Below are 26,198 nucleotides of genomic sequence, written 5' to 3'. Positions count from 1 at the left end.
CTCACCAGTCGTAGCCGAAGGTCGCCGAAACTCGCCGCCCCTCGCCGAAGTAGCAGTAGTTCAGGCTCGCGCACGAGGCGATGTAGCGCTTGTCGCCCGCGTTGCGCACGTTGAAGCGCAGGCTCGCGCCATGCCATTCCTGGCGCATGCGGCCGAGGTCCAGCCGCAGCGACAGGTCGACCAGGGTGTAGGCCGGCACGCGCCGCGTGTTGGCGTTGTCGGCCCAGCTCTGGTCGATGTGGCGCACGCCCGCGCCCAGCGCGACGCCGGGCGCGAGCGTGTATTCGCCCCAGACCGAGGCCATCTGCTGTGGCACCTGGTAGGGCGTGCGGCTTTCGTTGCCGTTGTCGGTGCGCAGGAAGCGCGCGTCGGTGTAGGTGTAGCTGGCCAGCAGCGCGAAGTTGCGGTGGACCTGCAGTCGCGTCTCGGCCTCGAGGCCGCGCGAGCGCACCTTGCCGGCGGGCTCGTAGTAGGGCGTGCCCAGGATGCGCGTGGCGACGTTCTTCTGCACCAGGTCGTAGACGGCGATCGAGGCCAGGCCGATGCCGCCCGGCGGCTCGTACTTGAGGCCGGCCTCGACCTGGCGCGTCTCGGTGGGCTGCAGCACGTTGCCGCGCGAGTCGGTGAAGCCGCTCGGGTTGAACGATTCGCTGTAGCTCACGTAGGGCGCGAAGCCGTTGTCGAACAGGTAGACCAGGCCCGTGCGGCCGCTGAACTTGCGGCCGCTCCAGCGCAGGTACTCGTCGCTGCCGTAGGCGCGGTTGACGGTGCGCGCGCGGTCCCAGCGGCCGCTCGCGGTGAGGCGCCAGCGGTTCCAGGCCAACTGGTCCTGCAGGTACAGGCCGGTCTGCGTGAGCTTGCGGTCGACGGCCACGCGGTCGAGCGGGCCGACCAGCGCATTGCCGTAGACCGGGAACACCACGTCGAGGTCGGTGGCACCGCCCGAATACCAGGCACCGTAGAGGTTGCGGTGCTGGTGGTCGAGGCCGGCCAGCACGGTGTGGCGCACGGGGCCGGTGTCGAAGCGGCGCTCGGCCTGGTTGTCGAGGGTCCAGGCGCGCAACTTCTCGTCGGCGCCCGAGGCATAGCGCGTGAGGGTGTTGGGCCCCGACCAGGTGGTGCCGTAGACCTGCTCGAGCGCGACGGTCGAGGCCAGGTAGCGGAAGTTCTGCCGCACGGTCCAGCCGTTGTCGAAGGCATGCTCGAACTGGTAGCCGATCATGCGCTGGCGGCGCTTGAACTCGTTGTAGCTGCTGTCGCCGTCGAAGAAGCTGCGCGGCACGCGCCGGCCGTTGTGGGCGCCGGTCACGGTGGTGTCGTAGGGCGCGCCGCCGTGGTAGCCGCCGTCGGGGTCGTCCTGCACGTAGGCCTGCAGCAGCACGCGGGTGCGGCCGTCCTGCCATTGCAGCGAGGGCGCGAGTGCCCAGCGCGATTCCTTCACGTGGTCGAACTGGGTGCGGTTGTAGCGGCCCAGGCCGGTGACGCGGTACGAGAGTCCGCTGCCGGCCTCGCCGATCGGCCCCGCGACATCGAAGCCGGCCTGCGCGCGGTCGCGGTTGCCCAGCGTGAGCTCGAGCGAGCGGTAGGGCTCGCTGGTGGGGCGCTTGCTGGTCATCGCCACCAGGCCGCCGGGCGCGTTGCGGCCGTAGAGCACCGACGACGGGCCGCGGTACACGTCCACGCGCTCGAGCAGGTAGGGGTCGACCTGCATCGAGCTGTAGCTGCCGCCGTCGCTGAGCACCTTGAGGCCGTCGAGCACGGTGTTGTCGGTGCTGGTCTCGATGAATCCGCGCAGCGGCAGGTAGTCGTAGCGGTTGGTGGCGCCGACCTGGCCGGTGAACACGCCCGGCGCGTACTCGAGCGCCTCCATCAGGCTCGCGGGGCGCTGGTCGTCCATCTGCTGGCGCGTGACCACCGACACGCTCTGCGGGATCTCGATGATCGGCGTGTCGGTCTTGGTGGCCGTGGCGGTGCGGCGCGCGAAATAGCCGTCGACCGGGCTGATGGCGGTCTCGCGCTCGGTGCCGGCCGTGACGCTGACCGGCGCCAGCGAGGCGCCCGCGCCCGGCGGCACGGTGCCCGGCTGCGCCGGCAGCACGGTGAAGCCGCCGTCGGGCGCCTCGTGCAGCGCCAGGCCCGAGCCCTGCAGCAGTTGCTGCAGCGCCTGGCGCACGGTGAAGCTGCCGCGCAGGGCCGGCGCCTCGCGCCGCTCGGTCAGCGCGGTCGAATAGACGATGCGGGCGCCGGACTGGCGCGCGAGCGCGGCCAGGGCCTTGTCCATCGGCTGCGCGGCGATGTCGACGGCCACGGGCGCGGTCTGCGCATGGGCCGCGAGCGCGAGCAGGCTGGCGGCGGCGGCGCACGCCAGCCGGGCGCGCAGGGGTCGGGTCTTGTTCTGGGGCACGGAGGTCCTTCTCTCTCGGTTTTCTTCGCCCGGGCCGGGCGTCCTCGAGAGTTGGCGAACCAGGGATGCAAAAGGTGATGTCCGCGTTACGACTTTTTTTCCGGCGCCGACGAGATCGTCACCTCGCCGCCGGGCAGGCGCCGCACCTTGACCGGCAGCGCGCGCGGCAGCGTGTCGATCAGGGCCTCGAGGCCCGCGATGTCGTAGGCACCCGACAGCCGCTGCCGGCCCGCGGCCTCGTCGGCCAGCCGCAGCGGTGCCGCGCGGAAGCGCTGCAACTCGGCCACCACGGCCGCGAGCGGCGTGCCGTCGAACACCAGCCGGCCCGATTGCCAGGCCGCGGCCGACGAAGCATCGACCGCGCGGATCGGCTGCGCCCGGTCGGCCGTGCCGGCCAGCAATGCCTGGCCGGTGCGCAGCACGCGCGGCGCGGACAGCGGCTCGCGCACCTCGACCGCGCCCTCGAGCACCGTGACCTCGACGCCCGCCGCGCGCTGGCGCACATTGAAGGCGGTGCCGATGTCGTGCACCTCGACCGCGCCCGACTCGACCACGAAGCCGCGCCAGCCATGGGCGACGCGGAACGCGGCCTCGCCGCGCTCCAGCTTCAGGCGGTGCGAGCGCAGCCGGCGCTCGATGCGCAGGTCGGTCGCGGTGTTGAGCACCACCTCGCTGCCGTCGGCGAGCGTGGCGCGCGCCTGCTGGCCGATGCCGGCATGCAGCGCCGTGCGCTCGAGCACGGGGTCGATCCACCAGAGCGCCGCCGCGAGCACGGCGACCAGCGCGCTGCCGGCCGTGGCCAGCCGGCGGCGCCGGGCGCGGGTCTGGGCGCGGGCTTCGGCGAGCAGCGCCTCGCGCGAGGGGAAGCGCTCGCGCAGCGCGTCGGCGAACGGCGCGACGGGATCGTGGCCCGCGCCTTCCTGGCGGGAGTCGCTCGATTCGCGCGCCGCGGGCAGCGGCAGCGCCGACAGGTCGCCCGCGCTCATCCGCGCAGCGAGCGGGCCGGTTCCCACTGCAGCGCGATCCGGTCCATCGCGCGGTTGTAGTGCTGGGTCACCATGCTGCGCGTCACGCCGATCTCCCGCGCGATCGCCTCGTGCGTCATGCCGTGGATGCGGTGCAGCAGGAAGCACTGGCGCGCGCGCGGCGGCAGCGCCTCGACGATCGCGACCAGCGCCTCGAGCTGCTGGCGGAAGTCGAGCGCAGCCGCGCCGTCCTCGAGGTGCACGTGGATGTCGGGCGGCTCGGCCACCGATTCGAAGACCGCGCCGCGCGCCTGGTCGGCGCGGCACCAGTCGATCGCGCGGTGCGTCGACACGTGCCGCAGGAAGGCCAGCGGCGTGTGGATCGCCTGCGACGGCGGCCGCTCGAGCAGCTCGACGCAGACCTCGTGCACCACCTCGCGCGCGAAGCCGCGGTCGCGGAAGCGCCGCCGCACGTGGTCCACGAGCTCGTCGTAGTGCTGCGCCAGGACGTCGATGAGGGTGGAAGGCGGCGCGGCGGACTGCACGGTGCGGGCGGTTCGGTGTTGAGAATAGTTCTTATTATTTCATCCTGGCCGGGGCGCAACAAGCCCGAAGGCCGCGCCGCGCTCAGGCCAGCCGCGCGAGTTCGCCGGCCAGGAAGTCGATGAACAGCCGCGCGCGCGCCGGCGCCTGGCGCCCGAAGGCATGCAGCGCCGAGACCGCCACGCGTGGCAGCGGGTGCTGCGGCAGCAGCGGCACCAGCCGGCCCGCGTCGATGTCGTCCCGCACCAGCAGGCGCAGCACCTGGATCACGCCGACGCCGCCGAGCGCCGCGACGCGCATCGCGATGCCGTTGTCGGTATCGAACACGCCCGCGGGATCGAGCACCGTGCCGTCGGCGAAGCGGATCGAAAACGCCTGGCCGCCCAGCATGTAGCGCACGTGCGCATGGCCGCGCAGCGCCTCGATCGAATCGGGCGTGCCGCGGCGCGCGAGGTAGCCGGGCGAGGCGGCGAGCACCAGCGGCAGCTCGCCGAGCCGGCGTACCGTGAGCTCGGAGTCCGCGACCCGGCCCGCGCGGATCGCGATGTCGAAGCCCTCGCGCAGCAGGTCGACGTGGCGATCGGCCAGGCTCAGCTCGAGCTTGAGTTCCGGATGCCGCGGCAGGAAGTCGCGCACCACCGCTTCGAGCAGCAGCCTCCCCAGGTCGACGGGCGCGCTGATGCGCAGCAGGCCGCGCGCCGTGGTGGCCGGGCGCATCACGTCGCCGGCCTCGTCGAGCGCGCGCAGCAGCGGCGCGATGCGCTCGTAGTAGGCCGCGCCTTCCTGCGTGAGCGACAGCACGCGGGTCGAGCGCTGGAACAGCCGCACGCCGAAATGCTTCTCGAGCCGGGCCACGCCCTTGGAGACCGCCGAGGGCGAGCTGCCGAGCGTGCGCGCGGCGGCGCTGAACGAGCCGGCCTCGACCGAGGTGGCGAAGGCGATCAGTCCGGGGGCCTGGTCGAGGGTGTTCATTCGGGAATCCTGGGCACAAGTGATTCCTTCTTTTCCCACTACTGGCGCGGCTTGGGAATACCCAGGTGAGAGATCCCTCCATCGAAAAAGGAAAAGACTCCATGACCAGACTCTCAGGCAAGGTGGCATTGATCACCGGCGGCAACAGCGGCATCGGCCTGGCCGCGGCGCAGGCCTTCGTGGCCGAAGGCGCGCGCGTCGCCATCGTGGGACGGCGCCAGGATGCGGTGGATGCCGCGCTGCGAGGCCTCGGCCCGGATGCGATGGGCTTCGTCGGCGATGTCGGCGAGCTCGCGATGCACGACCGGCTGCTCGACGCGGTGCGGACACGCTTCGGCGCCATCGACATCTACCTCGCGAACGCCGGCATGGCGATCCTCGAGCCCTCGGCGGCCGTCACGGTCGAGAACTACGACCTGCAGTTCGCGACCAACACGCGCGCCGTGTTCTTCGGCGTGACCAAGGCGCTGCCCTTCCTGCGCGACGGCGGCTCGGTCATTCTCACGAGCTCGATCGCGGGCACCCGCGTGATGCCCGAGCATGCGGTCTACGCGGGCACCAAGGCGGCGATCGAGGCCTTCGCGCGCAACTGGGCGCTCGAACTCAAGGGGCGGCGCATCCGCGTGAACGTGCTGAGTCCGGGGCCGGTCGATACGCCGATCCTCGCCAAGCTCGGCATCACCGACGCGGCGCGGCCCGGCTTCGAGCGGCAGATGGCCGAGGCGATCCCGCTGGGGCGCATGGGCCAGCCCGACGAACTGGCGCGCGCGGCGCTGTTCCTCGCGAGCGACGACAGTGCCTTCGTGACGGGCGTCAACCTCAGGGTGGACGGCGGGATGTCGCTGGCCTGAACCGCGCGGCGGGCTACTTGCCCGCGACCGGTGCGACGGCCGTGGGCGCGCCCTGCGTCGCGGGCGCGGGCTTGTCCTGCTCGTGGTTCACCCAGGTCAGTGCGTAGACGACCAGCACGACGGCGACCGCGGCGATCGCGCTCCACATCACGATGCCGGGCTTCTGGTGGTTCTGTCCCTGGTCGGGTTGTGTCGGCATGGTGTCCCTCTCTGTCTTGATAGGTAGTACCGCGATGCGGGGACCCTCACGCTAGCAGGCTGCGCCGGCGCGGCTGTCGGACGCTCTCCAGTGCGCGACGTCAGCCAACCGGACAGCCGGCGTCGCCACAGCCTTCGTCCGCGACGGGTTCCTCTTCACGCGCCGCATCCGCGATCAACGGCGCGGCGACGTCCTCGGCCGCGAGCTGGCCGATAGCCGCGCCCAGCGACATGTCGTCGAGCAGCCCGAAGTGGCTCAGTCGCAACCGCCCCTGCCTGTCGATCAGCACCACGCTCGGCGTGCCCTGGAACTGGTAGGCGCGCATGGTCTGCGGAATGCTGCTGCCGGGCGAGGGTCGGTCGATGCCGATCGGGAACACGTAGCGGTACTCGCGCACGAAGGCCTCGAGCGCCGCGGGCGTCATGACCTCGTGGTGCTCGAACACCGTGTGCAGCCCGATCACCGCGACGTCCTTCGCGGCGAACAGCTGCCGCGTCTTCTTCGCCTGCGGCAGGCCGTGCGTGGCGCAGGCCGGGCACAGCATCTGGAAGGCATGCAGCACCACGACCTTGCCGCGCAGCGATTCGAGCGTGACGGGGGCCTCGGTGTTGAGCCAGCGCTCGACCTGCAGTTCGGGCGCCGGGGGATGGATTCTCGACATGGGTGGTTGGCTCCAATGCAATGGCAAGGCCCCGGCGCTCGCGCTCAGGCGGCCGCGCGCAGCTTCACGCCCGGGAAATCGACGGGCACGTCGAAGGCGACATTCACATAGTTCGTGAACAGGTTCAAGGCCACGTGCGCGAGGAGCTCGACGATCTGCCGGTCGTCGAAGCCCGCGTCGCGCAGCGCCTGCACCTCGGCGGCGTCGATCTGGCCGCGCTGCTCGACCACCGCGAGCGCGAAGCGCAACGCCGCGGCGGTCTGCGGATCGGCGGACTCGCCGTGCTGCGCGGCGGTCATCTCGGCCGACGAGGCGCCGGCCTTGCGGCCCAGCGCCGTGTGCGCGGCCAGGCAGTAGTGGCAGGCATTGCGGTCGGCGATCGCCACCGCGATCTTCTCGCCGAGCTGCGCGGGAATCACGCCGCCGCCGAGCGCGCCGAACGATCCCCACAGGCTCTGGAGCGCGGCCGGCGAGTTGGCGACGGCGCGGAACATGTTGGGCGTGGCACCGAAGGCGCCATGGATCTGCGAGAGCAGTGCCTGGGTCTCGCCGGTGGCTTCGGCGGGGGAGACGAGGGGGATGCGGGACATGGTGATTTCCTTCAGGGTTGTGAGTCGGTGAAGGAAGTTTGCGCGCGATCGTCGTATCATTTGGATCGTTTTATCCATAGAACATACCTTTTCGTCCAGATGGCCGCGCCACCCCCTATCGACAGGCTCTCCTCGCTGCTCGAGCGCTTCCGCGTGCGCGCGCACCTGTTCCACAACGGCCCGCTGTGCGGCACCACCAGCTTCGCGGCCGAGCCGGGGCGCGGCTTCCTGCACGTGCTTCGCCGCGGCGAGATGGTGGTCACGCATGCCTCGCGCAGCGGCGCGCCGCGCAAGCTGGTCGTGAAGGAGCCGAGCCTGCTGTTCTATCCGCGTCCGCTGACGCACCACTTCCACAACGCGCCCGTCGAAGGCTCGGACTTCGTCTGCGCGACGCTGGACTTCGATGGCGGCGAGACCCATCCGCTGGCGCGTGCGCTGCCGCCGCTGATCCGCCTGCCGCTGCGCGAGGTCGAGGGGCTCGAGCAGTCGCTCGCGCTGCTGTTCTCCGAGACCACGCGCGTGCAGTGCGGCCATCGGCTGCTGGCCGACCGCCTGTTCGAGGTGGTGCTGATCCAGCTGCTGCGCTGGCTGCTCGATCATCCGGAACACAGCGAACTGCCGCCGGGCCTGCTGACGGGGCTCGGCGATCCGCAGCTCGCGCGCGTGCTGGTCGGCCTGCACGAGCGGCCCGGCGAACCCTGGGTGCTCGAGCAGATGGCGCGCGAGGCGGGCCTGTCGCGCAGTGCCTTCGCGCAGCGCTTCCGCGCCGTGGTGGGCACCACGCCCGCCGACTACCTCGCGCTCTGGCGGCTCAGCATCGCGCAGGCGCAACTGCGTGGCGGGGCCTCGGTGAAGACCATCGCCGACGCGCTCGGCTATGCCAATGCCTCGGCGCTGTCGCGCGTGTTCGCGCAGAAGCTGGGCGTGTCGCCGCGCGAGTGGCTGGCGGGTCAGCGCCTGCCGCGATAGAGCGAGATCGACCCTGTGAGCGTCGGGATCACCGCGGTCTCCTCGACCTCGGCGAAGCCCGCTTCCCGCATCAGCAGCGGCACGATGCCGTCGGCATTGGGCTGGGTGTCGGCGAAGCCGTCGACGCACTGCACCAGCTTGAACAGCGTTCGCATGACCCGGGTGCGCTGCAGGCCGTAGTCGGCGATGTGCAGTTCGCCGCTCGGCACCAGCGCCGCGTGAATGGCCGCGAGGCCCGCGCGTTTTTCGGCCAGCGGCACCTGGTGCAGCACCAGGCTGGTCACGATCTTGGTCGGCTGCAGCGGCCACAGCAGCGCGGCCGCGTCGCGCAGGTAGCCGCGGTGCAGTTCGCAGCGCACGCCGGTGGCCGCGAGCTTGGTGCGGGCGCGCTCGAGGATGCGTTCGTCGGGGTCGATGCCGATCAGCCGAGGCATCGACCCCGAACGGCCGAGCAGCGCGAGGAAGGAGCCGGTGCCGCAGCCCATGTCGGCGATCACGTCGGAAGGCCGTGGCGCGAGTTGCGCCAGCAGGGCCGAGCGCCAGTGCCGCTCGCGCGTGAACAGCGACACGATGGGGTCGTAGGCGCCGAGCACCGGCACCGCGGGGGTGAAGTCGCGCGCCGGGCGCAGGGTCTTGTTCATGGCATCTCCAGGGGTGTTCCGCATCGCTGCGTTGCGATCGATAATCCGAGCAATTGCTCACAATGTCTACTCGCATTCGAGGAACGCCATGGCCCGCGCACCCGTCGTCCACCCGAGAAAGAAGGCCTCGCAGGAGCGTTCGCGCGCGACCGTCGACGCGCTGATCGAGGCCACTGCTCGCGTTCTGGTGCGCGAGGGCTTCGAGCGCGCGAGCACCAACCGCATCGCGGCCGAGGCCGGCGCCAGCATCGGCTCGCTCTACCAGTACTTCCCGACCAAGGAGTCGCTGGTGGCCGCAGTCATCGAGCGGCACAAGAACGACATGATGGAAGTGCTGCGCCGCGCGCTGGTGCGGGTCGCGGGCATGCCGCTCGAGCAGGGCGTGCGCGAACTGGTCGCGCTGATGATCGACGCGCACCGTGTCGACCCCGAGCTGCACCGCGTGCTGGTCGAGCAGATTCCGCGCATCGGCCGGCTGGCGGAGGTGGAGGGCTTCGACCGCGAGGTGCGCGAACTGGTACGGGCCTATCTCGAGGCCCACCGCGGCGAGTTGCGCCCGCTCGACCTCGATCTCGCGGCCTTCGTCTGCGTCTCCTCGGTCGAGACGCTCGCGCACGAGGCCGTGCTGCACAACCCCGCGCTGCTCGCGAACCGCAAGGTGAAGGCCTTCACCGACGAGGTGACGTTGCTCGTGATCAGGTATTTGACCTAGGAGTCTGCGCGGCAGAGCGTTTTGCTGATGGGTTTGCGGGCTCGTTTTCGCCGCCGCAGGGGATTTGATAGTCGTTGCGGCCAACGCGGGACCTGATGCGCCCGTTCGAGCGCCTGGTGCGTGGCCTGCGCGGCCTCCTGAGAGCCGCCAATCCCCTCAAGTCCCTCGCAAACTGCACATCCTGCGCAGGTTCAGCGCCAGACACACGAGCTTGAACTCGGCCTGGACCTTCTCCAACCCCCGCAGACTGAACTGCCTGAACCCCAGCACGCTCTTGATCCACCCGTTGGGTGCCTCCACGAGCCACTTTCGCTTGCGGTAGGCCGCCTGGCCCCGTGGCGCCCTCAGCTTGGCATCCATCGCTGCGGTGTGCGGGTACTGGTTCGCGTCGATGCTCACCGCCTGCTTGCCCTCTCGCCCCAGCGCCACGATCAACTCACTCGGGCTGTCCTTGAGCTGCTCGAACACCGCCTCCGAGCGGAACCCCGCATCGGCCAGCACCTGCTCGGCGTCGTGTCCCAGGTTGGCCTTGACCGCCGCCAGCAGCACCGGCAGGCGATCACTGTCGGCGGCGTTGTTGGTGAGTTCGGCCGCCACCACGATCTGGGCGGCCTCGTCCACCGCCGTGTGCGCGTTGTAGCTGTAGTCATAACCCCCACCGGCTCGCTTCATGATCCGGCTGTCCGTGTCGGTGAAGCTCTCCTGGGCGTTGTCCTTGGGCACACCGAAGTCGCGCTTGTAGCGCCCGCCCTTGGGTTTGCCGTCCTTGTCGCGGGGTTTGCGCTGGTCGTCCGGGTTGCGCCCGCGCGCTGCATCGACCTCTTGCTGGCGCTGCTGCAGGCGCAGCTTGGCCGCCGTGATCGCGGCCAGCCGGTCGGCTCTGCGCTGGATTTCGCCGGGGATGTCAACGTCGGGCTCGTTCTTCTCCAGATCGTCAGCCGCTTTGGCCCGGTTGAGCAGTCCGTCGATCTGCGCCTTGAGCTCGACCTCGGCCTTGAGCATGCGCTCGTAGCTCATGGCCTTGTGGCGGCTGGCGTTGGCCTTGAGCTTGGTGCCGTCCACCGCCACGGTGCCCAGCTTGACCAGGCCGCACTCGCGCGCCAGGCCAACGACCTGCACGAACAGGGCCGACAGCTCTTGCAGGTGCAGTGCCCGGAAGTCACTGAGCGTGCGGTGCGCCGGATAGTTCTCGGCGGCCAGTACCCGCAAGGCCACGTCATCAAACAACTTGGCTGCGAGCTTGCGCGAACTGAAGGTGCCGGTGGCGTAGCCGTAGATCAGCACCTTGACCATCATGGCCGGGTGGAACGGCTGGTTGCGTGGGCCTGCCTTGGCGTAGCGGGCGTGAAAGGCGCTCAGATCCAGGCTGTCGACGCTGTCGCTGATGAAGTACGCCAGGTGCCCCTCGGGCAGCCAGTCTTGCAGCGCTTCGGGCAGCAGCCGTTGTTGTTGCGGTTCGTAGGGGAGGTAACTTGCGGCCATGACCGCAATCTACCAAGCCTTCTCAAACTCGTCATCCTTCTGCCGCGCAGACTCCTAGCCGCGACGCGCTTCGCGGCGGCGCGCAGCAGCACGCGCGAATAGAGCTTGTGGAAGCCCGTCAGCGCATCGATCGTCCAGCCGAGGCCACCCTTCGCGCGCGGCAGGACGGCCGAGCCGAAGAACAGCGTGGTCCGCGGCGCCGCACCGTCCGCGCGCGGCGCCACCATGAGCCAGCTGCGCGTGCGCCCGGTCGCCAGCACGATCTGGTCGTCCGCGCGCGCCTCGACGCGCCAGGCCGAGAAGGTGTCGACGTGGCCCGCGGCCAGCGCGGCCGCATCGGCGTCGCTCGCGCGCCGTCCGAGCACGACGCCGAGCAGCCAGCGCTCGGGCTTGAAGACCGGCGAGGTGTAGAAGGCCTCGATGTAGCTGGCCAGCGGCACGCGGCCGTCGACGGCGAGTGTGTGGCAGTCGGTGTAGGCGCCCGTGCCTTCGTAGCGGGCGAGCAGGGCATGCGCGGGCAGGGCGCGGATCTCGATCGGGTTCATGGGGCGGCGGCGGTCGCACGAGGATGCGTGCCAGCGCATTGTGCGGTGGCGCACGCCCCACGCCCGGTTTCAGTCGACCCGCACCTTGGCCGCCTTCACGATCTGGTCGTACTTCGCGAGGTCGGCGCGGATCTGCTGGCCGAACTCCCCGGGCGTGTTGCCCAGCGCCGAGATGCCCAGCGACGCCAGCCGCTCGCGCACCTCGGGCGACTGCACCACCGCATGCAGCTCGCGCTGCAGCCGCTCGACGATGGGCTGCGGCGTCTTCGCGGGCGCGAGGATGCCGATCCACGAACTCGACTCGAAGCCCGGCACGCCCGATTCGGCGACCGTGGGCACATCGGGCAGCGAGGCCAGCCGCTGCGCGCTCGACACGGCGATCGGGCGGATCTGGCCCTTCTGCACGAAGGGATAGGCACCGGCCACCGCGGTGTAGAGCATCGGCAGCGAGCCGCCGACGAGGTCGGTCATCGACTGGCCGCCGCCCTTGTAGGGCACGTGCACGAAGTTCGCGCCGGTGCGGGCCTTGAGCAGTTCGCCGGCCAGGTGCGGCGTGCTGCCGGTGCCCGCGCTGCCGTACGACACGCCGCCCGGGTTGGTCTTCGAATAGGCCACCAGCTCGGACAGCGTCTTCGCGGGCACCGACGGGTGCACGACGATGATCAGCACCGCGTCGCCGATCTTGCTGACCGGCACGAAGTCCTTGAGGGTGTCGAACGGCACCTTGGCATAGACGTGCGGGTTGATGACCAGCGTGCCGTCGAAGCCCAGCAGCAGCGTGTAGCCGTCGGGCGCCGCGCTGGCCACCATCTGCGTGCCGATGTTGCCCGAGGCACCGGGCCGGTTGTCGACCACCACGCTCTGGCCCAGGCGCGCGCCGAGCTTGTCGGCCACCACGCGCGCGCCGGTGTCGGTCACGCCGCCGGGCGTGAAGGGCACGATCAGGCGGATCGGCTTGGCCGGGTAGTCCTGCTGCGCGGCCGCGGGGCCCATGGCCAGCGCCAGCGGCAGTGCGGCCGCGAGCAGGCGCGCCAGCGTGTTCCTCAGTGCATTCATCGCTTGTCTCCTTCGTTCGTTCTTGGTTTCGCTCTTCGTTCCGTTCAGCGCTTCAGGCCCTGCTTCGCGAGCCACTGGTCGACGCGCTCGGCAATCGCATCGGAGTTGCGGTCCATCATCAGCATGTGTGAATTGCCGCGCCAGCCGAGCTCCGGCAGCAGCAGCCGGTCGCCGGTGCCGCCAGCCGCGATCAGCCGCTGGCGGAAGTTCTCCTGCTGCGCCGTGATGCGCGTCCAGAACGGATAGCGCTCGAGGTTGTCGCCCCACACCCACAGCATGGGCACGCCCTTGAGGCGCGCGAAGTCGGTGGTCTCGGGATTCGGCGAGCCCGAGGTCTCGACGGCGACGATGGCCTTGACCTTGTCGGGGTACCTGAGCGCCGAGTTGAAGGCGAAGTTGCCGCCCTGGCTGTGGACCACGATCACGCAGGGGCAGGCCTTCTGCACATAGGCGTCGTAGGCCGCCTGGGTGGCCGCGTCGTTGGTGCTCCAGCGCGGAATCGACTGCTTCGCGAACTGGTCGAAGCTGGCCACTGGAAACTGCGTGCCCGGCAGCGCGCGGCGCTTCGCGGGATCGGTGTCGTACGAACCGGTCTCGCCGATGCGGAACAGCTCCCAGCCTTCCTTCTTCGGCCGGAAGAAGGGCTCGCTCTTGAAGATCTCGGGATAGCGGGCCCACGAGGCGCGGCCGCGTTCCACCGCGTCGCTCACGTACACGTCCCAGCCGGCGCGCAGGAAGTGGTTCTCCCAGCCGGGCTGGCCATCGGGCTTGGTCTCCCAGGTCACGCCCGAGAGGCCGCCGCCATGCCACAGCAGCAGCGGATAGCGGCCCTTCGGGTTCGCCAGGCGCGTGTAGCGCGCATAGAGCCCCTCGACCTCGAAGTCGCCGTTGGGGTCGAACTTCAGCGGCGGCGCGCCGGGCGTGAACACCAGCTCTTTCTCGGGCAGGCCCGTGAGCGTGACGGCGCGTCCGCCCACGTGATAGCTGCCGACGTCGGCCACCTGCAGCGCGCCCGTCGAGCAGCCGGCCAGGGCCGCGGCGGCGATGCCGAGCAGCGCGAGCTTCCATGCGTTTCTCATCTCTTGTCTCCGTTGTTGTTGGTGTGGGTGAGCGCGCTATCGCGCCCAGCGTTTCTCGAAGTCCCAGACCTCCTCGAAGCCGATGCGCCGGCAGAACTCGTTGAAGTCGAACAGATCGTCGCCCGGTGCCAGGCTGCCGCCGCTCGCCTTCAGGTGGCGCAGCGCGCGCTCCATCGCGGCCGCGGCCGCGAGGCTGGTCATCGACGGGTAGATGGCGAGCGAGAAGCCGATCTCTTGCAGCGTCTGCGCGTCCAGCATCGGCGTCTTCCCGCCGTCGGACATGTTGGCCATCATCGGCAGCTCGAAGGCCTCGCAGGCGCGGCGCATCTCGTCCTCGGACTGCGGCGCCTCGAAGAACAGGATGTCGGCGCCCGCGCGCGCATAGGCCTCGAGCCGGCGCAGCGCCTCGTCCACGCCGAGCTCGGCGCGCGCATCGGTGCGCGCGATGATCAGGAAGTTCTTCCTGTCCTCGCGCGCCTCGGCGGCCACGCGGATCTTGTCGACCATGTCCTGCACCGGCACGCAGCGCTTGAACGGCGTGTGGCCGCACTTCTTCGGAAACTCCTGGTCCTCGAGCTGGATGGCCGTGACGCCGGCCGCCTCGTAGCCGCGCACCGTGTGGTGCACGTTGAGCAGGCCGCCGTAGCCGGTGTCGGCATCGGCGATGACCGCCGCGCCGCCACTGCTGCGCACCAGCGTCGCCATGCGGTCGAGCATCTGGGTGTAGGTGGCGATGCCCGCGTCGGGCAGCCCCAGGCTCGAGGCCGTGAGCCAGAAGCCCGAGCCGTAGACGATGTCGAAGCCGACCTTGGCCGCCATGGTGGCGGCGATCATGTCCTGCAGGCCGGGGATGACGATGAACTCGCGGCGCTCGAGCTTCTCGCGAAGGAGGGGGCTGGCCATCGTCACTCGGCCCGGATGCCGCCGCGTTGCGCGACCAGCGTCCACTTCTTCGTCTCGGCCGCGAGGAAGCTGCGGAACTCGGACGGCGGCGTGAGCGTGATGTGCGCGCCCTGGTCCTCCATCTGCTTGAGCACGGCCGGGTCGGCCGCCACCTTCTTCAGGTCCTGGTTGATCTGCGCGACGATGGGCGCGGGCAGGCCGGCCGGGCCGAACAGGCCATACCAGCTCAGCGATTCCACGCCGTCGAGGCCGGCTTCCTTGAAGGTCATCGCATCGGGGAACAGCGCCATGCGCTGCGTGTCGGCCACGCCGACCACGCGCAGCGCGCCCGAGCGCACGTGGGGCAGGGCCGTCAGCACGCTGGTCACGCCCATCGGCAGGTGGCCGCCGATGATGTCGACCATGATCGGCGCGCCGCCCTTGTAGGGTACGCCGGTCGATTGCAGCTTGCCGGCCTGGCGGATCATCTCGCCGGTCAGCCGGGTCTGGCCCTCGGAATAGCCCACGCCCAGCGGCTCCTTGCGCGCGGCCTCGATCACGTCGCGCAGCGTCTTGTAGGGGCCGTTGGCCTGCACCACCAGCACCGAGGGCGAGTTCGCGATGTTGGTGATCGGCGTGAAGGCCTTGTCGGTGTCGTAGGGCAGGCTCTTCATCAGCACCGGATTGACCGCGTGCGAACCCACCACCAGCAGCAGCGTGTGGCCGTCGGCCGGCGCGCGCGCGACGAAGTTCGAGCCGATCACGCCGTTGGCGCCGGTGCGGTTGTCCACCACCACCGACTGGCCCCACAGGTCCGACAGGCGCTGCGCCATCAGCCGGCCCACGATGTCGGTGCCGCCGCCCGCGGAGTAGGGCACGACCAGCGTGACGGGCTTGGTCGGGAATTTCGCGGCCGGTGCCTGGGCCCAGGCACCGGCCGAGGCCATGGCGGCCAGCGCGGCGAGCGCCGTGCGGCGGGTGGGATGCGCGGTGAAGGGAGTCGACGGGTTCGTCATGTGTTGGCTGTCTCCGGGGATGTGTTGTTGGATGAATTCTTCTTCTCGCGCTGGCGCTGCAGCCAAGCGATGGCGCGGCCGCCGAGCGGGCGCTGCAGCCGTTCCTGCGCGAAGTCGATCGCCTCGAGCAGGCCGTCGAGCGAGATGCCGGTGGAAAAACCACTGCGCTCGGCCATCAGCACCAGGTCTTCGGTGGCGAGGTTGCCGGCCGCGCCAGGCGCGAACGGGCAGCCGCCGATGCCGCCCACGCTGGCATCGAAGCGCCGGATGCCGGCCTCGAGCGCGGCCCAGGCATTGGCGACCGCCATGCCGCGCGTGTCGTGCAGGTGGATCGCGAGCCGCTCGGGCGCGATGGCTTCGGCGAGCACGCGCATGCGCTGCTTCACCATGCCCGGCGAGGCCGAGCCGATGGTGTCGGCGATCACGATCTCGCCGGCGCCCGCGTCCTGCATGCGCTGCGCGAGGCGCAGCACCTCGGCCAGCGGCGTCTCGCCCTCGAACGGGCAGTCGAAGGCCACGGCCACGTAGGCGCGCGTGCGCAGGCCCAGCGCTTGCGCCGCGGCCAGCGTCCGTTCGCCGACCTCGGTGGCTTCGTTCAGGCCCATGTTGATGTTGCGCCGGTTCATGGTTTCGGTGGCCGAGAGCACGACCGCGATCTCGGCCGCGCCGGCCGCGTGCGCGCGCTCCAGCCCCTTGAGGTTGGGCACCAGCACCGAGCAGCGCAGCTCGGGCAGCGCCGCGTGCACCAGCGGCAGCAATTCGGCCGCGTCGGCCATCTGTGGCACGGCCTTGGGCGACACGAAGCTGGTGGCCTCGACGCTGCGCACGCCGGCGGCCGCGAGCAGTTGCACCAGGCGCAGCTTGTCGTTGGCGCCCAGGTGCACCGGCTGGTTCTGCAGGCCGTCGCGCGGCGCGACGTCGGTGATGTGGATGGCTTCCATCGGCATCTTCAGGCGATGGTGCCGGCCTGGCGCAGCGCGTCCAGCTTCGCGTCGGAATAGCCGACCCAGTCGCCGAGCACGCGGCGCGTGTGCTCGCCGAGCGAGGGCGGGCTGCCGTAGGCCTTCGGCGCGGCGGCCGAGAGCTTGATCGGGTTGCCCGGCATGCGCACGGTCTCGCCGGTGTGCAGCGGCACCTCGACCACCATGTCGCGCGCGAGAACCTGCGTGTCGCTCAGCGCCTGCGCGAAGTCGTTGACCGGCCCGCACGGAATGCGCGCCTGGCGCAGCCGCTCGAGCCAGTGCGCGGTCGGCTGCTTGCGCAGTTCGCCGGCGATCAGCGCGTCGATCTCGGCCTTGGCCGCGAAGCGCACCGGCTGCTGCCGGTAGGCCGGGTCGCGCAGCTCCGGCAGGTCGATGAACTCGACGAAGCGCTCGAAGAAGGGGTCGCCGATGCAGGCGATGATGATGTGGCCGTCGGCCGTGGGATAGCTGTTATAGGGCACGTGCACGAAGTGGCCGTTGCCGATGCCCGCGGGCACGTGGCCCGACATCAGGTGCATGGTCGCCATGTAGTTGAGCAGCGAGATCTGCGCGTCGAGCATCGAGATGTCGACGTGCTGCCCGCGCCCGGTGCGCTCGCGCTCGGCCAGCGCCGCCAGCACGCCCATCGCGCCGAACATGCCGCCGCCGAGGTCGCCGATCGGGATGCCGCTGCGCGTGGGGCCGCTCTCGGGCGTGCCGGTGATCGACATGCCGCCGCCCATCGCCTGCACCACCTGGTCGAAGGCCGGGCGCTGCGTCTCGGGGCCGGTCTGGCCGAAGCCCGTGACCGAGCAGGTCACGATGCGCGGGTTGACCTGCGACAGCGAGTCGAAGTCGATGCCCAGGCGCTGCGTGACGCCGACGCTGAAGTTGTCGAACACCACGTCGGCCCGGCGCACCAGGTCGAGGAACACGGCCTTGCCCTCGGGGCTCTTGAGGTCCACGCAGACGCTCTCCTTGTTGCGGTTCAGCGTGAGGTAGTAGGCGCCCATGCCGCCGCGCGCGTAGTCGGGATCGTTCTCCAGCAGGCGCCGGGTGCCTTCGCCGCTGCCGGGCGGCTCGACCTTGATGGTGCGCGCGCCGAGGTCGGCCAGCAGCATGGTGCCGTAGGGGCCCGACAGCATGTGCGTCAGGTCGAGCACCGTGATGTGTTCGAGTGCCAAGTCGTGTGTCTCCTGAAAGACCTTCGTGTTGCACGGCATGTGCCAGCGTTTGGGCCTGGAGGCAAGTCGTTGATGTGAAAGGAGATTTCTGGAGGGGATCGGGTTTTCACTGTGTCTTGTGCGACATGGATGAAACGCTTGGCATGTTTCAATGCAACGCATGATGGAACGCCCACTCCCCTCCGACCCGGCCTCGCCCGCGCGCCGCGGCCTGCCGCGCCTGTGCTTCCTGAGCTACCGCCAGATCCGCGAATTCGCTCTGCCCGTGGTGGCCGAGTACGTCGGCCGCGCCGAGATCGAGGTGGTCGACGGCACCTTCGGCGACGCGCTCGCGATCGCGCGCGACCGCCTCGAGCGCGGCCTGGTCGATGCCTTCGTGAGCGCGGGCTCGAACGCGAGCATCCTGCGCGCCGGTCTCGAGGCGCCGGTGGCGACGATCCAGCTCGGCGGCTTCGACCTGATGCAGGCGCTGATCAAGGCGCGGCGCATCGCCAAGCGCGTGGGCGTGGTGATGTACGGCCAGACCATTCCCGAGCTCGACGAGGTCAAGGACCTGCTCAACATCGAGGTCAGCCAGTACGCCTACCGCACGCCCGACGACGCACGCCAGCGTTTCGAGTCATTGCGCCGCGAGGGCTTCGACGTGATCGTGGGTTCGAGCCTGGTGGTCGAGCTGGCGCAGCAGGCGGGGTTGCACGGCCTGCTGGCCTATTCGCTCGCGAGCATCCGCAAGGGCTTCGAGGACGCGATGGAGCTCGCGCGCGTGGCGCGGCTCGAGGCCGGGCGCTACGAGCAGCTCAATGGCGTGCTGCACAACCTGCAGGAGGCGGTGCTCGCGGTCGACCGCGACAACCGCATCATCGCCGTCAATCCGCCGATGCAGCTGCTGCTGGGCCATGCGCCCGCGCGCCTGCTGGGCCGTTCGCTCGAGTTGATGCAGCCCGAGTTGTCGCTGCAGGCCACGCTCGACCAGGGCCTGGAGGAACGCGCGCTGGTGCAGCGCTTCGCGCAGCGCGACTGGGTGGTCAATCGCACGCCGATCCGCGAGCACGGCGAGATCGTCGGCGCCGCGCTCACGCTCTACGACGCGCGCGCAATCCAGGAGGCCGACACCAGCCTGCGCATGCAGCACGGCCGCCGCCAGAGCGCGGCGCGGCACCGCTTCGCGAGCCTCGTGGGACACAGCCCGGCTTTTGCGCGCGCCGTGCAGACCGCGCAGCGCTTCGCGCGCAACGACCTCACAGTGCTGATCGCGGGCGAGAGCGGCGTGGGCAAGGAGCTTTTCGCGCAGTCGATCCACAACGAGAGCACCCGTGCGGGCCGGCCCTTCGTGGCGGTGAACTGCGCGGCCTTTCCCGAGGCGCTGCTCGAGAGCGAGCTGTTCGGCTACGAGGAGGGCGCCTTCACCGGCTCGCGCCGCGGCGGCAAGCGCGGCCTGTTCGAGACCGCGCACACCGGCACCCTGTTCCTCGACGAGATCGGCGACATGCCGCTGCACCTGCAGACGCGCCTCTTGCGCGTGCTGCAGGAGCGCGAGATCACGCGGCTGGGCGCGACCGCGCCGATTCCCGTCGACGTGCGCGTGATCGCGGCCACGCACCAGCCGCTGCAGCAGATGATCGCCGAGCGGCGTTTTCGCCAGGACCTCTACTACCGCATCAACACGCTGCGCCTGGTGCTGCCGCCGCTGCGAGAACGGCGCGAGGACGTGGCGCTGCTGGCCCAGGTGCTGGTGGAGCGTTGCCTGCAGCGGCAGGGCCATGGCGCGCTCGATGCACGGCGTGCGCTGGCACCCTTGATGCCGCGCCTGCTGGCCTACGGCTGGCCCGGCAACGTGCGCGAACTCGAGAACGTGGGCGAGCGCATCGCCGTGTTCCTCATGCAGTTCGAGCGCATCGAGGAGATTCGCTGGGAGGAGCTGCGGCACGAATGCCCGGAGCTGTTCGCGGACGAGAACGCCGCGCCGGTCGAGGTGAGCGGTGTGCCCGCGAAGTCGCAGTGGCGCGAACTGTTGGCTGCGAACGGCGGCAACCGCCAGCAGACTGCGCGGCAGCTCGGGGTGAGTCGGTCGACCTTGTGGCGGTGGGTGCGGGAGATGGGAGATGCCGAGGCGACATGACGCCAGGGAGATCGAGGAAAAAGTTTACCGTCTGCCGTTAAACGGTATACGATTCACCGATGCCGATCCAGTCGTTTTCCTGCCCCGATACCGAAGCGCTCTTCACGACCGGCAAGAGCGCCAAGTTCGCGAACATCAGGGATGTCGCGGCGCGCAAGTTGACGCAACTGGACTCCGCGCCGTCATTGACCTTCATGAAGATGCCGCCCGGCAATGACTTGAAGTTCTACGACGATGCGTGGCACATACGGATCAACCAGCAGTGGCGGCTGATCTTCAAATGGGGTCCAGCGGGGCCCCACGACGTCAGGATCGACGACCCGCACTGATCAGACCAGCCCGGCTGGCCGATTGTTCTTACGCAATGGAGTGCGACATGAAGAATGGAATGCGCCCGGTCCATCCGGGTGAAGTCCTTCGCGAGGACTACCTGAAGCCGCTCGGCATGACGGCGAACGCGTTGGCGAAGGCATTGCATGTGCCAGCCTCGCGCATCAACGACATCGTGCTCGAGCGTCGCGGCATTACGCCGGACACGGCCCTGCGCCTGGTTCGCTATTTCGGCGGTGAGGAAGCCGACGCGCAGGGCTGGATCACCATGCAGGCGACCTACGACTTCAAGATCGTCGCCAAGGCAGTAGGCAAGGCGATCTCCAGGGAGGTCTCGCCGCGGGCTGCGGACGATGACCGCCTGGCGCTCACCTCCTAAGAGCGCACCGGCGGTCAAAGGCACGAGGGCCGCGGCCCTCGGTCCCGTCGACTTACTTGTTCGGCGCCGCCGCAGGCCCCGCCGGCAGCGCCGCGATGCCGTCCGCCTTCACATAGGTCAGCGTCGTCACATAGCTCACGCTGTCGAACTTCTCGGGCCCGTTGGCACCGGGCCGTTCGCCGGCCACGGCGTCGCTGACGCTGACCTCGGCCACGTAGGTGCCCTGCCACGGCAGGTCGAACTTCACCAGGCCCTGTTCGTCGGTGTGGCCTTCCTTGGCCCAGCCCGATTGCGTGACCAGCGCGACCTTGGTCTTGGCCTTGGGCTGGCCCTTGAAGAACAGCTTGAACTCGCCGGCATGGCCCGCGGGCACGATGTCGAGCACCAGCTTCGGCTGCAGCGGCGCGAAGCCGGTGACCAGGCGCGCGGCCGGGTGGTAGCGGCCGACGGTCTGCTTGTCGCCCTGCTTGCGGTTGAACAGCGGATAGCCCGCGTCCTCGGCCACGATGCTCTCGCCGGCCGCGGCGCCGAAGGGCAGCGCGAAGCCGCTGGCGGTCTTCTGCGCGTCGACGCTCTGCTCGCCCTTGGCCGACACCAGCGTGGCGGTGGGCTTGCCGAACTTGTCGAGCAGGCCCGGCGAGACCTCGCGCAGGTTCTCGCCGAATTCGCCGAAGCGCACGACGGCGGTCTTCTCGCCGGCCGGCTGCTCGATCCAGATCTGGTGCGCCTGCGCGGCACCCGCGAAGCCCAGCAGGGCGAAGGCGGCGGTGGCGATGGCGGTGATGCGGTTCATGCGTAAAGCTCCTTGGTTCAGGTTCAGAAATCGACGGTGGCCGACAGCATCAGCGTGCGTGGCGCGCCCACGGTGACGTAGGTGCTGGTCACCCAGTAGTTCTTGTCGAACACGTTCTCGAGGTTGGCGCGGAAGGTCACGGGCTTGCCGCCCATCTTCGTGGCGTAGCGGGCGCCGATGTCGAGTCGCGTCCAGCCCGGCACGCGCAGGATGTTGGCGGTGTCGGCATACACGGAAGACGTGTGGATCACGCGACCGTTCAGGCTCAGGCCCGCCACCCACGGCGTGTCCCAGTCCAGGCCCAGGTTGAAGGTGCGGTCGGGCACGCCGGCCGCATCCTTGCCCTGGTTGGTGCCACCCGCGGTGCGCGTGAGCTTGGCGTCGTTGAAGGCCGCGCTGGCCATCACGCGCAGGCCCTGCTGGAGTTCGCCGTAGGCCGTGAGCTCGAGGCCGCGGTTGCGCTGCTCGCCGCCGAAGCTGTAGACCAGCGTGGCCGGGTCGGTGAGGGCGTTGGGCCGCGTGATCTGGTAGACGGCGGCCTGCGTCGTGAGGCGGCCCCAGTCGACCTTCACGCCGGCTTCGTACTGCTTCGACTTCTGCGGCGCGAAGGTCTCGCCGACGTTGGCCGTGCCCGGGCCGGCCGTGCCGCCGCGCGTGAGGCCGGCCGTGTAGTTGGCGTACACCGAGACGTTCTGCACCGGCTTGAACACCAGGCCCACCAGCGGCGAGGTCGCGCTGGCCTTGTAGCGGCTGGTCGACGCGCCCGAGGTCTGCGAGAAGTTCTCCTGCTCGATGGTCTGGTCGCGCAGGCCCAGCGTCGCGAGGAAGCGGCCGTCGGCGAAGGACATGGTGTCGGCCAGCACCACGCTCGACTGCTTGAGCTCGGCCGACTTCACCGCGGGCGTGCGCGGCGTGGTCACCAGCGGCAGCGCAGAGGGGAGGTACAGGCTCGACGGATTCGTGGTGCGCGAGGTCGCATAGAAGAAGCCCGACTCCTGGTCGAGCAGGTTCACGCCGAGCGCCACCGTGTGGCCCACGCTGCCGGTCTTGAACTTGGTGCGCACGCCGGCGTCGGCCGCGGTGGTCTTGCTGTAGAAGTCGTAGTAGGCGTTCGAGACGTTGAAGCTGCCCAGCGAATTGGGCCGGCCGCTCGGGAACACCTGCCGGTAGTCGAGGTCGGTGTAGCCCACGCTGCCGTAGACCATGGTGCTGTCGCTGATGTCGTACTCGATGCGCGAGATGGCCGTCTTGACGTTGTCGTTCAGCTCGGTGCCAGGGTAGAAGTTCAGGCGCGCCGACGGCGGTTCGGGAATGCGCGTGATGCCGGCCGCGAAGCTGGTCTGCGGGCGGAACTCGCGCGTCTCGCCCTTGCTCGCGAAGGCGTCGAGCGACCAGCGCAGGCGCGTGCCGAGGTAGTCGAGGCCCAGCGAGCCGAGGCCGAGCTTCTGCTTGCCGTTGTCGATGTTGCCTTCGCCGTTGCGGAACACGCCGTTGACGCGCACGCCCCACTGGTTCTCGTCGCCGAAGCGGCGGCCCACGTCGAGATGCGTGCCGAGCTGGCCCTTGCTCATGAAGGTGGTGGTCAGGCGCGTGAGCGGCGCATCGGCCGCGCGCTTGGTCACCACGTTGATGCTGCCGCCCACGCTGCCGCTGGGGCCGACGCCGTTGGCCAGCGCGCCCGGGCCCTTGAGCACTTCGACGCGCTCGATCATCTCGAGCGGCACGCGCGTGGTGGGCGTGAGGCCGAACAGGCCGTTGAGCCCGATGTCGGCGTTGGGCACGGTGAAGCCGCGAATCTGGAAGTCGTCGCCGAAGCCGCCGCGCGAGGTCAGCGGGCGCACCGAGGCGTCGTTCATCACCACGTCGGCCACGCTCAGCGCCTGCTGGTTCTGGATCAGCTCGGCCGTGTAGTTGGTGGTGCTGAAGGGCACGTTCATCAGGTCGGTGATGCCCAGGATGCCGAGGCTGCCGCCGCGCGCGAACTGGCCGCCGGCATAGGTCTTCTGCAGGCCGCCGATGGCTTCGGCTTCACCGGAGACGACGACTTCGCCGAGCTGGCCCTGCGCGGGCGCGGTGGTCTGGGCCGCGGCGCTCGCGGCGGCGAAGGCCAGACAGGCGACCAGGCAATGGCGCGCCAGCGGGCGGAGGGAGGAGGGCGGAAAGGAGGAAGCGGTGCGGGACGAGGAAGCGGCGGACGAGGGCATCGGTCAGGAATCGGCGAGAAAAGGCAGGCACCGGCGAGCCGGTGCGGGGGCGGGGCGAGGTCGGAATCGGGACGGCACGACGCGGGTGGGCCAGCGTGGCCGGGCTCGGGCGAGCTTGTTATGAATGAAAACGATTCTCATCATAGGTTGGGGTCGCTGCAAACCTTCCTATGCCTTTTGACCTTTGTGGACAAATGTGTCCTCAAGACCACAGCCGCCCGTGGCCTGCCGCCACGGCGCGAAACCTCGCGCGGCGACGCGCCGATACTGTGGGCCGATGCCTCCCATCCCCGTGCCTCCGTTGTCGCCTCCGCTGCTTCGCCGACGCTGTTGCCTGATGCTGGCGGCGGCCGCCTTGCTGAGCGCCTGCGCGCCGCCACCGCGCCAGTTCCAGGGCAGCTTCCTGCAACCCTGGAAGAGCCACGAATCGCTCTCCATCGACGAATGGCGGCGCAGGCTGCGCATCACGCGCGCGCTGGGCTGCGACGAGATCGTGTTGCAGTGGAGCGCGCTGTACGGCGGTGCGTTCGACTGGGCGCCGCCCGACAGCCTGCTCGCGCTGCTGTTCGAGGAGGCCGCGCGCGAAGGCATGGGCATCCGCATGGGTCTGCCCTACGACGAAGGCTGGTGGAAGGCCATGGGGTCGAAGGACCCGGCGGTGTTGCCGTCCTTGCTGGCCACTGCGCGCGATCGCTGCCTGCGGTTCATGCAGTCGTCCCCGTGGCCGAAGCGGCAGGGCTTTCGCGGCTGGTATCTGCCTTACGAGATCGACCAGTACAACTGGGCGACGGCCGAGCGACGCGGGCAACTGGTGGACTGGCTCGACGGCATCGCAGCGGTGGCCCGCCGCACGGGCGGCCAGCCGCTCGCGGTGTCGACCTTCTTCAGCCGGCTGCCGACCGAGGGCTCGCTCGCGGAACTCTGGTCGCAGATCCTCGACCGCGTGCCGCTGCGGCCCATGTTGCAGGACGGCGTGGGCGTGGCCGGCATGGACAACCTCGCGGGGCTCGAGCCGTTGCGCGCGCTGTTGCGGCAGCGTGGCGTGGCCTTCGATCTGGTGGTCGAGTTGTTCGAGCAGCTGCCTGCGGCGCCGGGGGGCGAGGAGGGTTTCAAGGCGCGCGCCGCGACGCCCGAGCGCGTGCGACGGCAGATGGAGATCGCGCGCGGCTATGGCGCCGAGCGCGTGATCGCGTTCGCGATCGATCCGTGGATGGTGGGGGATAAGCCGGAGGCGAAGCGCTTGTTGGGGGAGTGGGGCGTACTTTCCTCGGTGCCTGGCGCTCGCTCCCCCCTACGCTAGATTTTCGATGTCGGCAGGCCGGCGCTGCACGAAGTCACCTCGGCGGGGCGATCCCCATATGTCCGTGAGAGCGTGCCATTGACTCGATTCAGCGCATAGCAAGACTCGATTCCCTTGCTCTTGTTGAGGCGGCAGTGTTCGATCTTCTGCTTCGAAAAAGACTTCACGTATTCCCTGTAGTTTGCATTCTCTTTGTGCGGGACCCTGCTCAAGGCGTCCGTTCCATAGTCGAATGTCGTGGAAAACTTGAACTCCTCTTTCTGATCATCTATCTCGTAGATGTAATAGTCAGATCCGTCTTTCCAAAGACAGGCAGCGTACTTTCCTTCTGCGAAAGAATTGCCGTGAAAGGAAGCCAGAAATAGAAGGCAGAGCTTGAAAAAATAATTCTTCGTCATACTGTCTGGGAGATTGATTTCTTCAGATAAATCGTCATTCCGGAGCACGGTTCGAACCCCATTTCTCCGGGGAGACGTTCGGAACTACTGCTTTATCAGGTCGCCGAGCAGGCGACGCATCTTCTCCTGAACCACCGCGTTGCAGGCGCCGAACGTAAACCCAAACAGTTTCTCGCGGCGTTGACCTTTCTCGGTCGAGACGACGTTCTGCACGCATGCAACACCTTCCTCGCACCTGAAAGCAATCGTCTTGGTGGTCGCGTACGCGTGATCGTCGGTTGCTAGCGTGACTCCTCTTCTTGGAATTCTCGTGAAATTTTCGGTTTTCTGCTCGAGACAACCGGATTCTTCCAATGTGTATTTCAATTGAACGAATTGGTCGTCGACGGAGATGTCATGGACGCTGCGGACGGTGTTCGCGGAGCAGTTCTTGGATTTGACCGGAACCTCCATGGAGAAATCGCAGCCCGTGACATACCTTGCAAGGCTCTCGTTTGCGTCGCAGGCGCTGCCGGAGATCAAGAATCCACAGGCGAGCAGCCGAAGTGCGCGGGTCATTTGAACGACACCCTGAACGAAACAGTGCACTCATGAACATCGACGGGAGTGGTCGAACCGATGCTCTGTCCCGTTTCCCTCGAATACTGGGCTTGTTGTTGCGGAAGCCACAGCGCCTTTCTAGCGACCGAGCACTCGCAGTTGCCGATGCTCATGTCTTTCATGTTTGGCTTGCGCTTTGCATAGTCGGAAGCGGCGGACTTTGCAAGCCCGCATGCAGACGCCCTCGAGCTGTAGCTGACGGCTGCAGATTGTTCCTCGATCGCACGCGGACCGCCGGGAGACGAGCTTCCGTATCCGATCGATCCGCTTTGTGCCGCCGCGGAAGCTTGGAGAGTTGCCGTAGCGATGGCCGCTGCAAGCTGCAGCGCTCGCGATGGGGTCAAGGAAAGTTTCATGTCGGT

28 protein-coding genes are annotated in these 26,198 nt (G+C 69.1%); 7 read left to right on the top strand and 21 right to left on the bottom strand.

From position 1 onward, the window contains the following. Position 1: 1 nt before the first annotated feature. From R0232_RS37110 to R0232_RS37095, 4 genes are all read right to left on the bottom strand, one after another. Positions 2–2,404 (bottom strand): TonB-dependent siderophore receptor, encoded by a 2,403-nt coding sequence (locus R0232_RS37110; protein ID WP_431514216.1) that lies wholly within the window; start codon positions 2,402–2,404, stop codon positions 2–4. A gap of 86 nt (positions 2,405–2,490) precedes the next feature. After that, a complete protein-coding gene (locus tag R0232_RS37105) occupies positions 2,491–3,390 on the bottom strand; it encodes a FecR family protein (protein ID WP_431514215.1) in 900 nt (299 codons plus the stop codon). Next, a complete protein-coding gene (locus R0232_RS37100; protein WP_431514214.1) occupies positions 3,387–3,914 on the bottom strand; it encodes an RNA polymerase sigma factor in 528 nt (175 codons plus the stop codon). Before R0232_RS37100 ends, R0232_RS37105 begins: the two co-directional genes overlap by 4 nt. Positions 3,915–3,996: 82 nt before the next feature. Next, entirely contained in the window at positions 3,997–4,884 is an 888-nt protein-coding gene (locus tag R0232_RS37095; protein ID WP_431514213.1) for a LysR substrate-binding domain-containing protein, read from the bottom strand. A gap of 101 nt (positions 4,885–4,985) precedes the next feature. On the opposite strand from R0232_RS37095, the gene R0232_RS37090 reads away from it, so the two are divergent. Beyond that, positions 4,986–5,735, top strand: a complete 750-nt coding sequence (locus R0232_RS37090) for an SDR family NAD(P)-dependent oxidoreductase (protein WP_431514212.1) — start codon at positions 4,986–4,988, stop codon at positions 5,733–5,735. Positions 5,736–5,748: 13 nt separating this feature from the next. On the opposite strand, the gene R0232_RS37085 is transcribed toward R0232_RS37090, so the two are convergent. From R0232_RS37085 to R0232_RS37075, 3 genes are all read right to left on the bottom strand, one after another. After that, complete coding sequence (locus tag R0232_RS37085) at positions 5,749–5,934, bottom strand: hypothetical protein (RefSeq protein WP_431514211.1); 186 nt, start codon at positions 5,932–5,934, stop codon at positions 5,749–5,751. Between the two features lie 100 nt (positions 5,935–6,034). Then, positions 6,035–6,595, bottom strand: a complete 561-nt coding sequence (locus R0232_RS37080) for a peroxiredoxin family protein (protein ID WP_431514210.1) — start codon at positions 6,593–6,595, stop codon at positions 6,035–6,037. Positions 6,596–6,639: 44 nt separating this feature from the next. Next, positions 6,640–7,185, bottom strand: coding sequence for a carboxymuconolactone decarboxylase family protein (locus R0232_RS37075; RefSeq protein ID WP_431514209.1), 546 nt, complete (start codon positions 7,183–7,185; stop codon positions 6,640–6,642). Positions 7,186–7,284: 99 nt separating this feature from the next. Between R0232_RS37075 and R0232_RS37070 the strand changes: the two genes are divergently transcribed. Continuing rightward, positions 7,285–8,154, top strand: coding sequence for an AraC family transcriptional regulator (locus R0232_RS37070; protein ID WP_431514208.1), 870 nt, complete (start codon positions 7,285–7,287; stop codon positions 8,152–8,154). Here the strand turns inward: R0232_RS37070 and R0232_RS37065 are convergent. After that, positions 8,136–8,795: a class I SAM-dependent methyltransferase gene (locus R0232_RS37065; RefSeq protein ID WP_431514207.1), complete on the bottom strand. Its 660-nt coding sequence runs from the start codon at positions 8,793–8,795 to the stop codon at positions 8,136–8,138. The two genes, R0232_RS37070 and R0232_RS37065, sit on opposite strands and share 19 nt — an antisense overlap. Before the next feature lie 88 nt (positions 8,796–8,883). On the opposite strand from R0232_RS37065, the gene R0232_RS37060 reads away from it, so the two are divergent. Then, a complete protein-coding gene (locus tag R0232_RS37060; protein ID WP_431514206.1) occupies positions 8,884–9,507 on the top strand; it encodes a TetR/AcrR family transcriptional regulator in 624 nt (207 codons plus the stop codon). A 156-nt stretch (positions 9,508–9,663) separates the two neighbouring features. Here R0232_RS37060 and R0232_RS37055 read toward each other — a convergent pair whose 3' ends face one another. The 8 genes from R0232_RS37055 to R0232_RS37020 form a co-directional block, all read right to left on the bottom strand. Next, complete coding sequence (locus R0232_RS37055) at positions 9,664–10,932, bottom strand: IS1182 family transposase (RefSeq protein ID WP_431514645.1); 1,269 nt, start codon at positions 10,930–10,932, stop codon at positions 9,664–9,666. Beyond that, complete coding sequence (locus tag R0232_RS37050) at positions 10,863–11,534, bottom strand: hypothetical protein (RefSeq protein ID WP_431514205.1); 672 nt, start codon at positions 11,532–11,534, stop codon at positions 10,863–10,865. Before R0232_RS37050 ends, R0232_RS37055 begins: the two co-directional genes overlap by 70 nt. 69 nt (positions 11,535–11,603) lie before the next feature. Then, positions 11,604–12,590 carry a Bug family tripartite tricarboxylate transporter substrate binding protein gene (locus R0232_RS37045; protein ID WP_431514204.1) on the bottom strand — a complete coding sequence of 329 codons (987 nt, stop codon included), beginning with the start codon at positions 12,588–12,590 and terminating at the stop codon, positions 11,604–11,606. Between the two features lie 44 nt (positions 12,591–12,634). Continuing rightward, positions 12,635–13,669: an alpha/beta fold hydrolase gene (locus tag R0232_RS37040; protein WP_431514203.1), complete on the bottom strand. Its 1,035-nt coding sequence runs from the start codon at positions 13,667–13,669 to the stop codon at positions 12,635–12,637. Positions 13,670–13,705: 36 nt separating this feature from the next. Then, entirely contained in the window at positions 13,706–14,572 is an 867-nt protein-coding gene (locus R0232_RS37035) for an isocitrate lyase/PEP mutase family protein (RefSeq protein ID WP_431514202.1), read from the bottom strand. 2 nt (positions 14,573–14,574) lie between these two features. Next, on the bottom strand, positions 14,575–15,567 hold the full coding sequence (locus R0232_RS37030) for a tripartite tricarboxylate transporter substrate binding protein (RefSeq protein ID WP_431514201.1): 993 nt from the start codon (positions 15,565–15,567) through the stop codon (positions 14,575–14,577). Next, positions 15,564–16,508, bottom strand: coding sequence for a hydroxymethylglutaryl-CoA lyase (locus R0232_RS37025; protein WP_431514200.1), 945 nt, complete (start codon positions 16,506–16,508; stop codon positions 15,564–15,566). The genes R0232_RS37030 and R0232_RS37025 overlap by 4 nt, the downstream gene beginning before the upstream one ends. An 8-nt stretch (positions 16,509–16,516) precedes the next feature. Further along, positions 16,517–17,713 (bottom strand): CaiB/BaiF CoA transferase family protein, encoded by a 1,197-nt coding sequence (locus R0232_RS37020; protein WP_431514199.1) that lies wholly within the window; start codon positions 17,711–17,713, stop codon positions 16,517–16,519. Between the two features lie 163 nt (positions 17,714–17,876). Between R0232_RS37020 and prpR the strand changes: the two genes are divergently transcribed. The 3 genes from prpR to R0232_RS37005 are packed head-to-tail and all read left to right on the top strand — an operon-like array spanning position 17,877 to position 20,541. Next, on the top strand, positions 17,877–19,832 hold the full coding sequence (gene prpR, locus R0232_RS37015) for a propionate catabolism operon regulatory protein PrpR (protein WP_431514198.1): 1,956 nt from the start codon (positions 17,877–17,879) through the stop codon (positions 19,830–19,832). A 59-nt stretch (positions 19,833–19,891) separates the two neighbouring features. Continuing rightward, a complete protein-coding gene (locus R0232_RS37010) occupies positions 19,892–20,161 on the top strand; it encodes a type II toxin-antitoxin system RelE/ParE family toxin (RefSeq protein WP_208510080.1) in 270 nt (89 codons plus the stop codon). Positions 20,162–20,208: 47 nt separating this feature from the next. Continuing rightward, positions 20,209–20,541 carry a HigA family addiction module antitoxin gene (locus tag R0232_RS37005; RefSeq protein WP_431514197.1) on the top strand — a complete coding sequence of 111 codons (333 nt, stop codon included), beginning with the start codon at positions 20,209–20,211 and terminating at the stop codon, positions 20,539–20,541. A 52-nt stretch (positions 20,542–20,593) separates the two neighbouring features. Here R0232_RS37005 and R0232_RS37000 read toward each other — a convergent pair whose 3' ends face one another. Together R0232_RS37000 and R0232_RS36995 are read right to left on the bottom strand one after the other, a co-directional pair. Continuing rightward, positions 20,594–21,334: a cobalt ABC transporter substrate-binding protein gene (locus R0232_RS37000; RefSeq protein WP_431514196.1), complete on the bottom strand. Its 741-nt coding sequence runs from the start codon at positions 21,332–21,334 to the stop codon at positions 20,594–20,596. Between the two features lie 23 nt (positions 21,335–21,357). Continuing rightward, positions 21,358–23,538, bottom strand: a complete 2,181-nt coding sequence (locus tag R0232_RS36995) for a TonB-dependent receptor (protein ID WP_431514195.1) — start codon at positions 23,536–23,538, stop codon at positions 21,358–21,360. A gap of 337 nt (positions 23,539–23,875) precedes the next feature. Here R0232_RS36995 and R0232_RS36990 point away from each other — a divergent pair, with 337 nt between their 5' ends. Next, on the top strand, positions 23,876–24,838 hold the full coding sequence (locus tag R0232_RS36990; RefSeq protein ID WP_431514194.1) for a DUF4434 domain-containing protein: 963 nt from the start codon (positions 23,876–23,878) through the stop codon (positions 24,836–24,838). On the opposite strand, the gene R0232_RS36985 is transcribed toward R0232_RS36990, so the two are convergent. From R0232_RS36985 to R0232_RS36975, 3 genes are all read right to left on the bottom strand, one after another. Beyond that, entirely contained in the window at positions 24,835–25,236 is a 402-nt protein-coding gene (locus R0232_RS36985) for a hypothetical protein (RefSeq protein ID WP_431514193.1), read from the bottom strand. The genes R0232_RS36990 and R0232_RS36985 overlap by 4 nt on opposite strands. Before the next feature lie 84 nt (positions 25,237–25,320). Next, on the bottom strand, positions 25,321–25,794 hold the full coding sequence (locus R0232_RS36980; protein WP_431514192.1) for a hypothetical protein: 474 nt from the start codon (positions 25,792–25,794) through the stop codon (positions 25,321–25,323). After that, positions 25,791–26,192 carry a hypothetical protein gene (locus R0232_RS36975; protein ID WP_431514191.1) on the bottom strand — a complete coding sequence of 134 codons (402 nt, stop codon included), beginning with the start codon at positions 26,190–26,192 and terminating at the stop codon, positions 25,791–25,793. Before R0232_RS36975 ends, R0232_RS36980 begins: the two co-directional genes overlap by 4 nt. Positions 26,193–26,198 lie beyond the last annotated feature (6 nt).

This window comes from Variovorax sp. DAIF25 (assembly GCF_050711835.1).
GTDB lineage: Bacteria > Pseudomonadota > Gammaproteobacteria > Burkholderiales > Burkholderiaceae_C > Variovorax.
Note: the sequence above shows the minus strand (reverse complement) of the source record. Positions and strands in the feature narration are given on the sequence as shown.

Bases quoted from the DNA above. Each gene is read 5' to 3' on its own strand.
- R0232_RS37040 (WP_431514203.1), bottom strand. From the start codon at position 13,669: ATGAGAAACGCATGGAAGCTCGCGCTGCTCGGCATCGCCGCCGCGGCC.
- R0232_RS36990 (WP_431514194.1), top strand. From the start codon at position 23,876: ATGCTGGCGGCGGCCGCCTTGCTGAGCGCCTGCGCGCCGCCACCGCGC.
- R0232_RS37000 (WP_431514196.1), bottom strand. From the start codon at position 21,334: ATGAACCGCATCACCGCCATCGCCACCGCCGCCTTCGCCCTGCTGGGC.
- R0232_RS37080 (WP_431514210.1), bottom strand. From the start codon at position 6,595: ATGTCGAGAATCCATCCCCCGGCGCCCGAACTGCAGGTCGAGCGCTGG.
- R0232_RS37045 (WP_431514204.1), bottom strand. From the start codon at position 12,590: ATGAATGCACTGAGGAACACGCTGGCGCGCCTGCTCGCGGCCGCACTG.
- R0232_RS37090 (WP_431514212.1), top strand. From the start codon at position 4,986: ATGACCAGACTCTCAGGCAAGGTGGCATTGATCACCGGCGGCAACAGC.
- R0232_RS37005 (WP_431514197.1), top strand. From the start codon at position 20,209: ATGAAGAATGGAATGCGCCCGGTCCATCCGGGTGAAGTCCTTCGCGAG.
- R0232_RS36995 (WP_431514195.1), bottom strand. From the start codon at position 23,538: ATGCCCTCGTCCGCCGCTTCCTCGTCCCGCACCGCTTCCTCCTTTCCG.
- R0232_RS37065 (WP_431514207.1), bottom strand. From the start codon at position 8,795: ATGAACAAGACCCTGCGCCCGGCGCGCGACTTCACCCCCGCGGTGCCG.
- R0232_RS36980 (WP_431514192.1), bottom strand. From the start codon at position 25,794: ATGACCCGCGCACTTCGGCTGCTCGCCTGTGGATTCTTGATCTCCGGC.
- R0232_RS37105 (WP_431514215.1), bottom strand. From the start codon at position 3,390: ATGAGCGCGGGCGACCTGTCGGCGCTGCCGCTGCCCGCGGCGCGCGAA.
- R0232_RS37085 (WP_431514211.1), bottom strand. From the start codon at position 5,934: ATGCCGACACAACCCGACCAGGGACAGAACCACCAGAAGCCCGGCATC.
- R0232_RS36975 (WP_431514191.1), bottom strand. From the start codon at position 26,192: ATGAAACTTTCCTTGACCCCATCGCGAGCGCTGCAGCTTGCAGCGGCC.
- R0232_RS37060 (WP_431514206.1), top strand. From the start codon at position 8,884: ATGGCCCGCGCACCCGTCGTCCACCCGAGAAAGAAGGCCTCGCAGGAG.
- R0232_RS37095 (WP_431514213.1), bottom strand. From the start codon at position 4,884: ATGAACACCCTCGACCAGGCCCCCGGACTGATCGCCTTCGCCACCTCG.
- R0232_RS37050 (WP_431514205.1), bottom strand. From the start codon at position 11,534: ATGAACCCGATCGAGATCCGCGCCCTGCCCGCGCATGCCCTGCTCGCC.
- R0232_RS37030 (WP_431514201.1), bottom strand. From the start codon at position 15,567: ATGACGAACCCGTCGACTCCCTTCACCGCGCATCCCACCCGCCGCACG.
- prpR (WP_431514198.1), top strand. From the start codon at position 17,877: ATGGAACGCCCACTCCCCTCCGACCCGGCCTCGCCCGCGCGCCGCGGC.
- R0232_RS36985 (WP_431514193.1), bottom strand. From the start codon at position 25,236: ATGACGAAGAATTATTTTTTCAAGCTCTGCCTTCTATTTCTGGCTTCC.
- R0232_RS37010 (WP_208510080.1), top strand. From the start codon at position 19,892: ATGCCGATCCAGTCGTTTTCCTGCCCCGATACCGAAGCGCTCTTCACG.
- R0232_RS37035 (WP_431514202.1), bottom strand. From the start codon at position 14,572: ATGGCCAGCCCCCTCCTTCGCGAGAAGCTCGAGCGCCGCGAGTTCATC.
- R0232_RS37025 (WP_431514200.1), bottom strand. From the start codon at position 16,508: ATGGAAGCCATCCACATCACCGACGTCGCGCCGCGCGACGGCCTGCAG.
- R0232_RS37075 (WP_431514209.1), bottom strand. From the start codon at position 7,185: ATGTCCCGCATCCCCCTCGTCTCCCCCGCCGAAGCCACCGGCGAGACC.
- R0232_RS37070 (WP_431514208.1), top strand. From the start codon at position 7,285: ATGGCCGCGCCACCCCCTATCGACAGGCTCTCCTCGCTGCTCGAGCGC.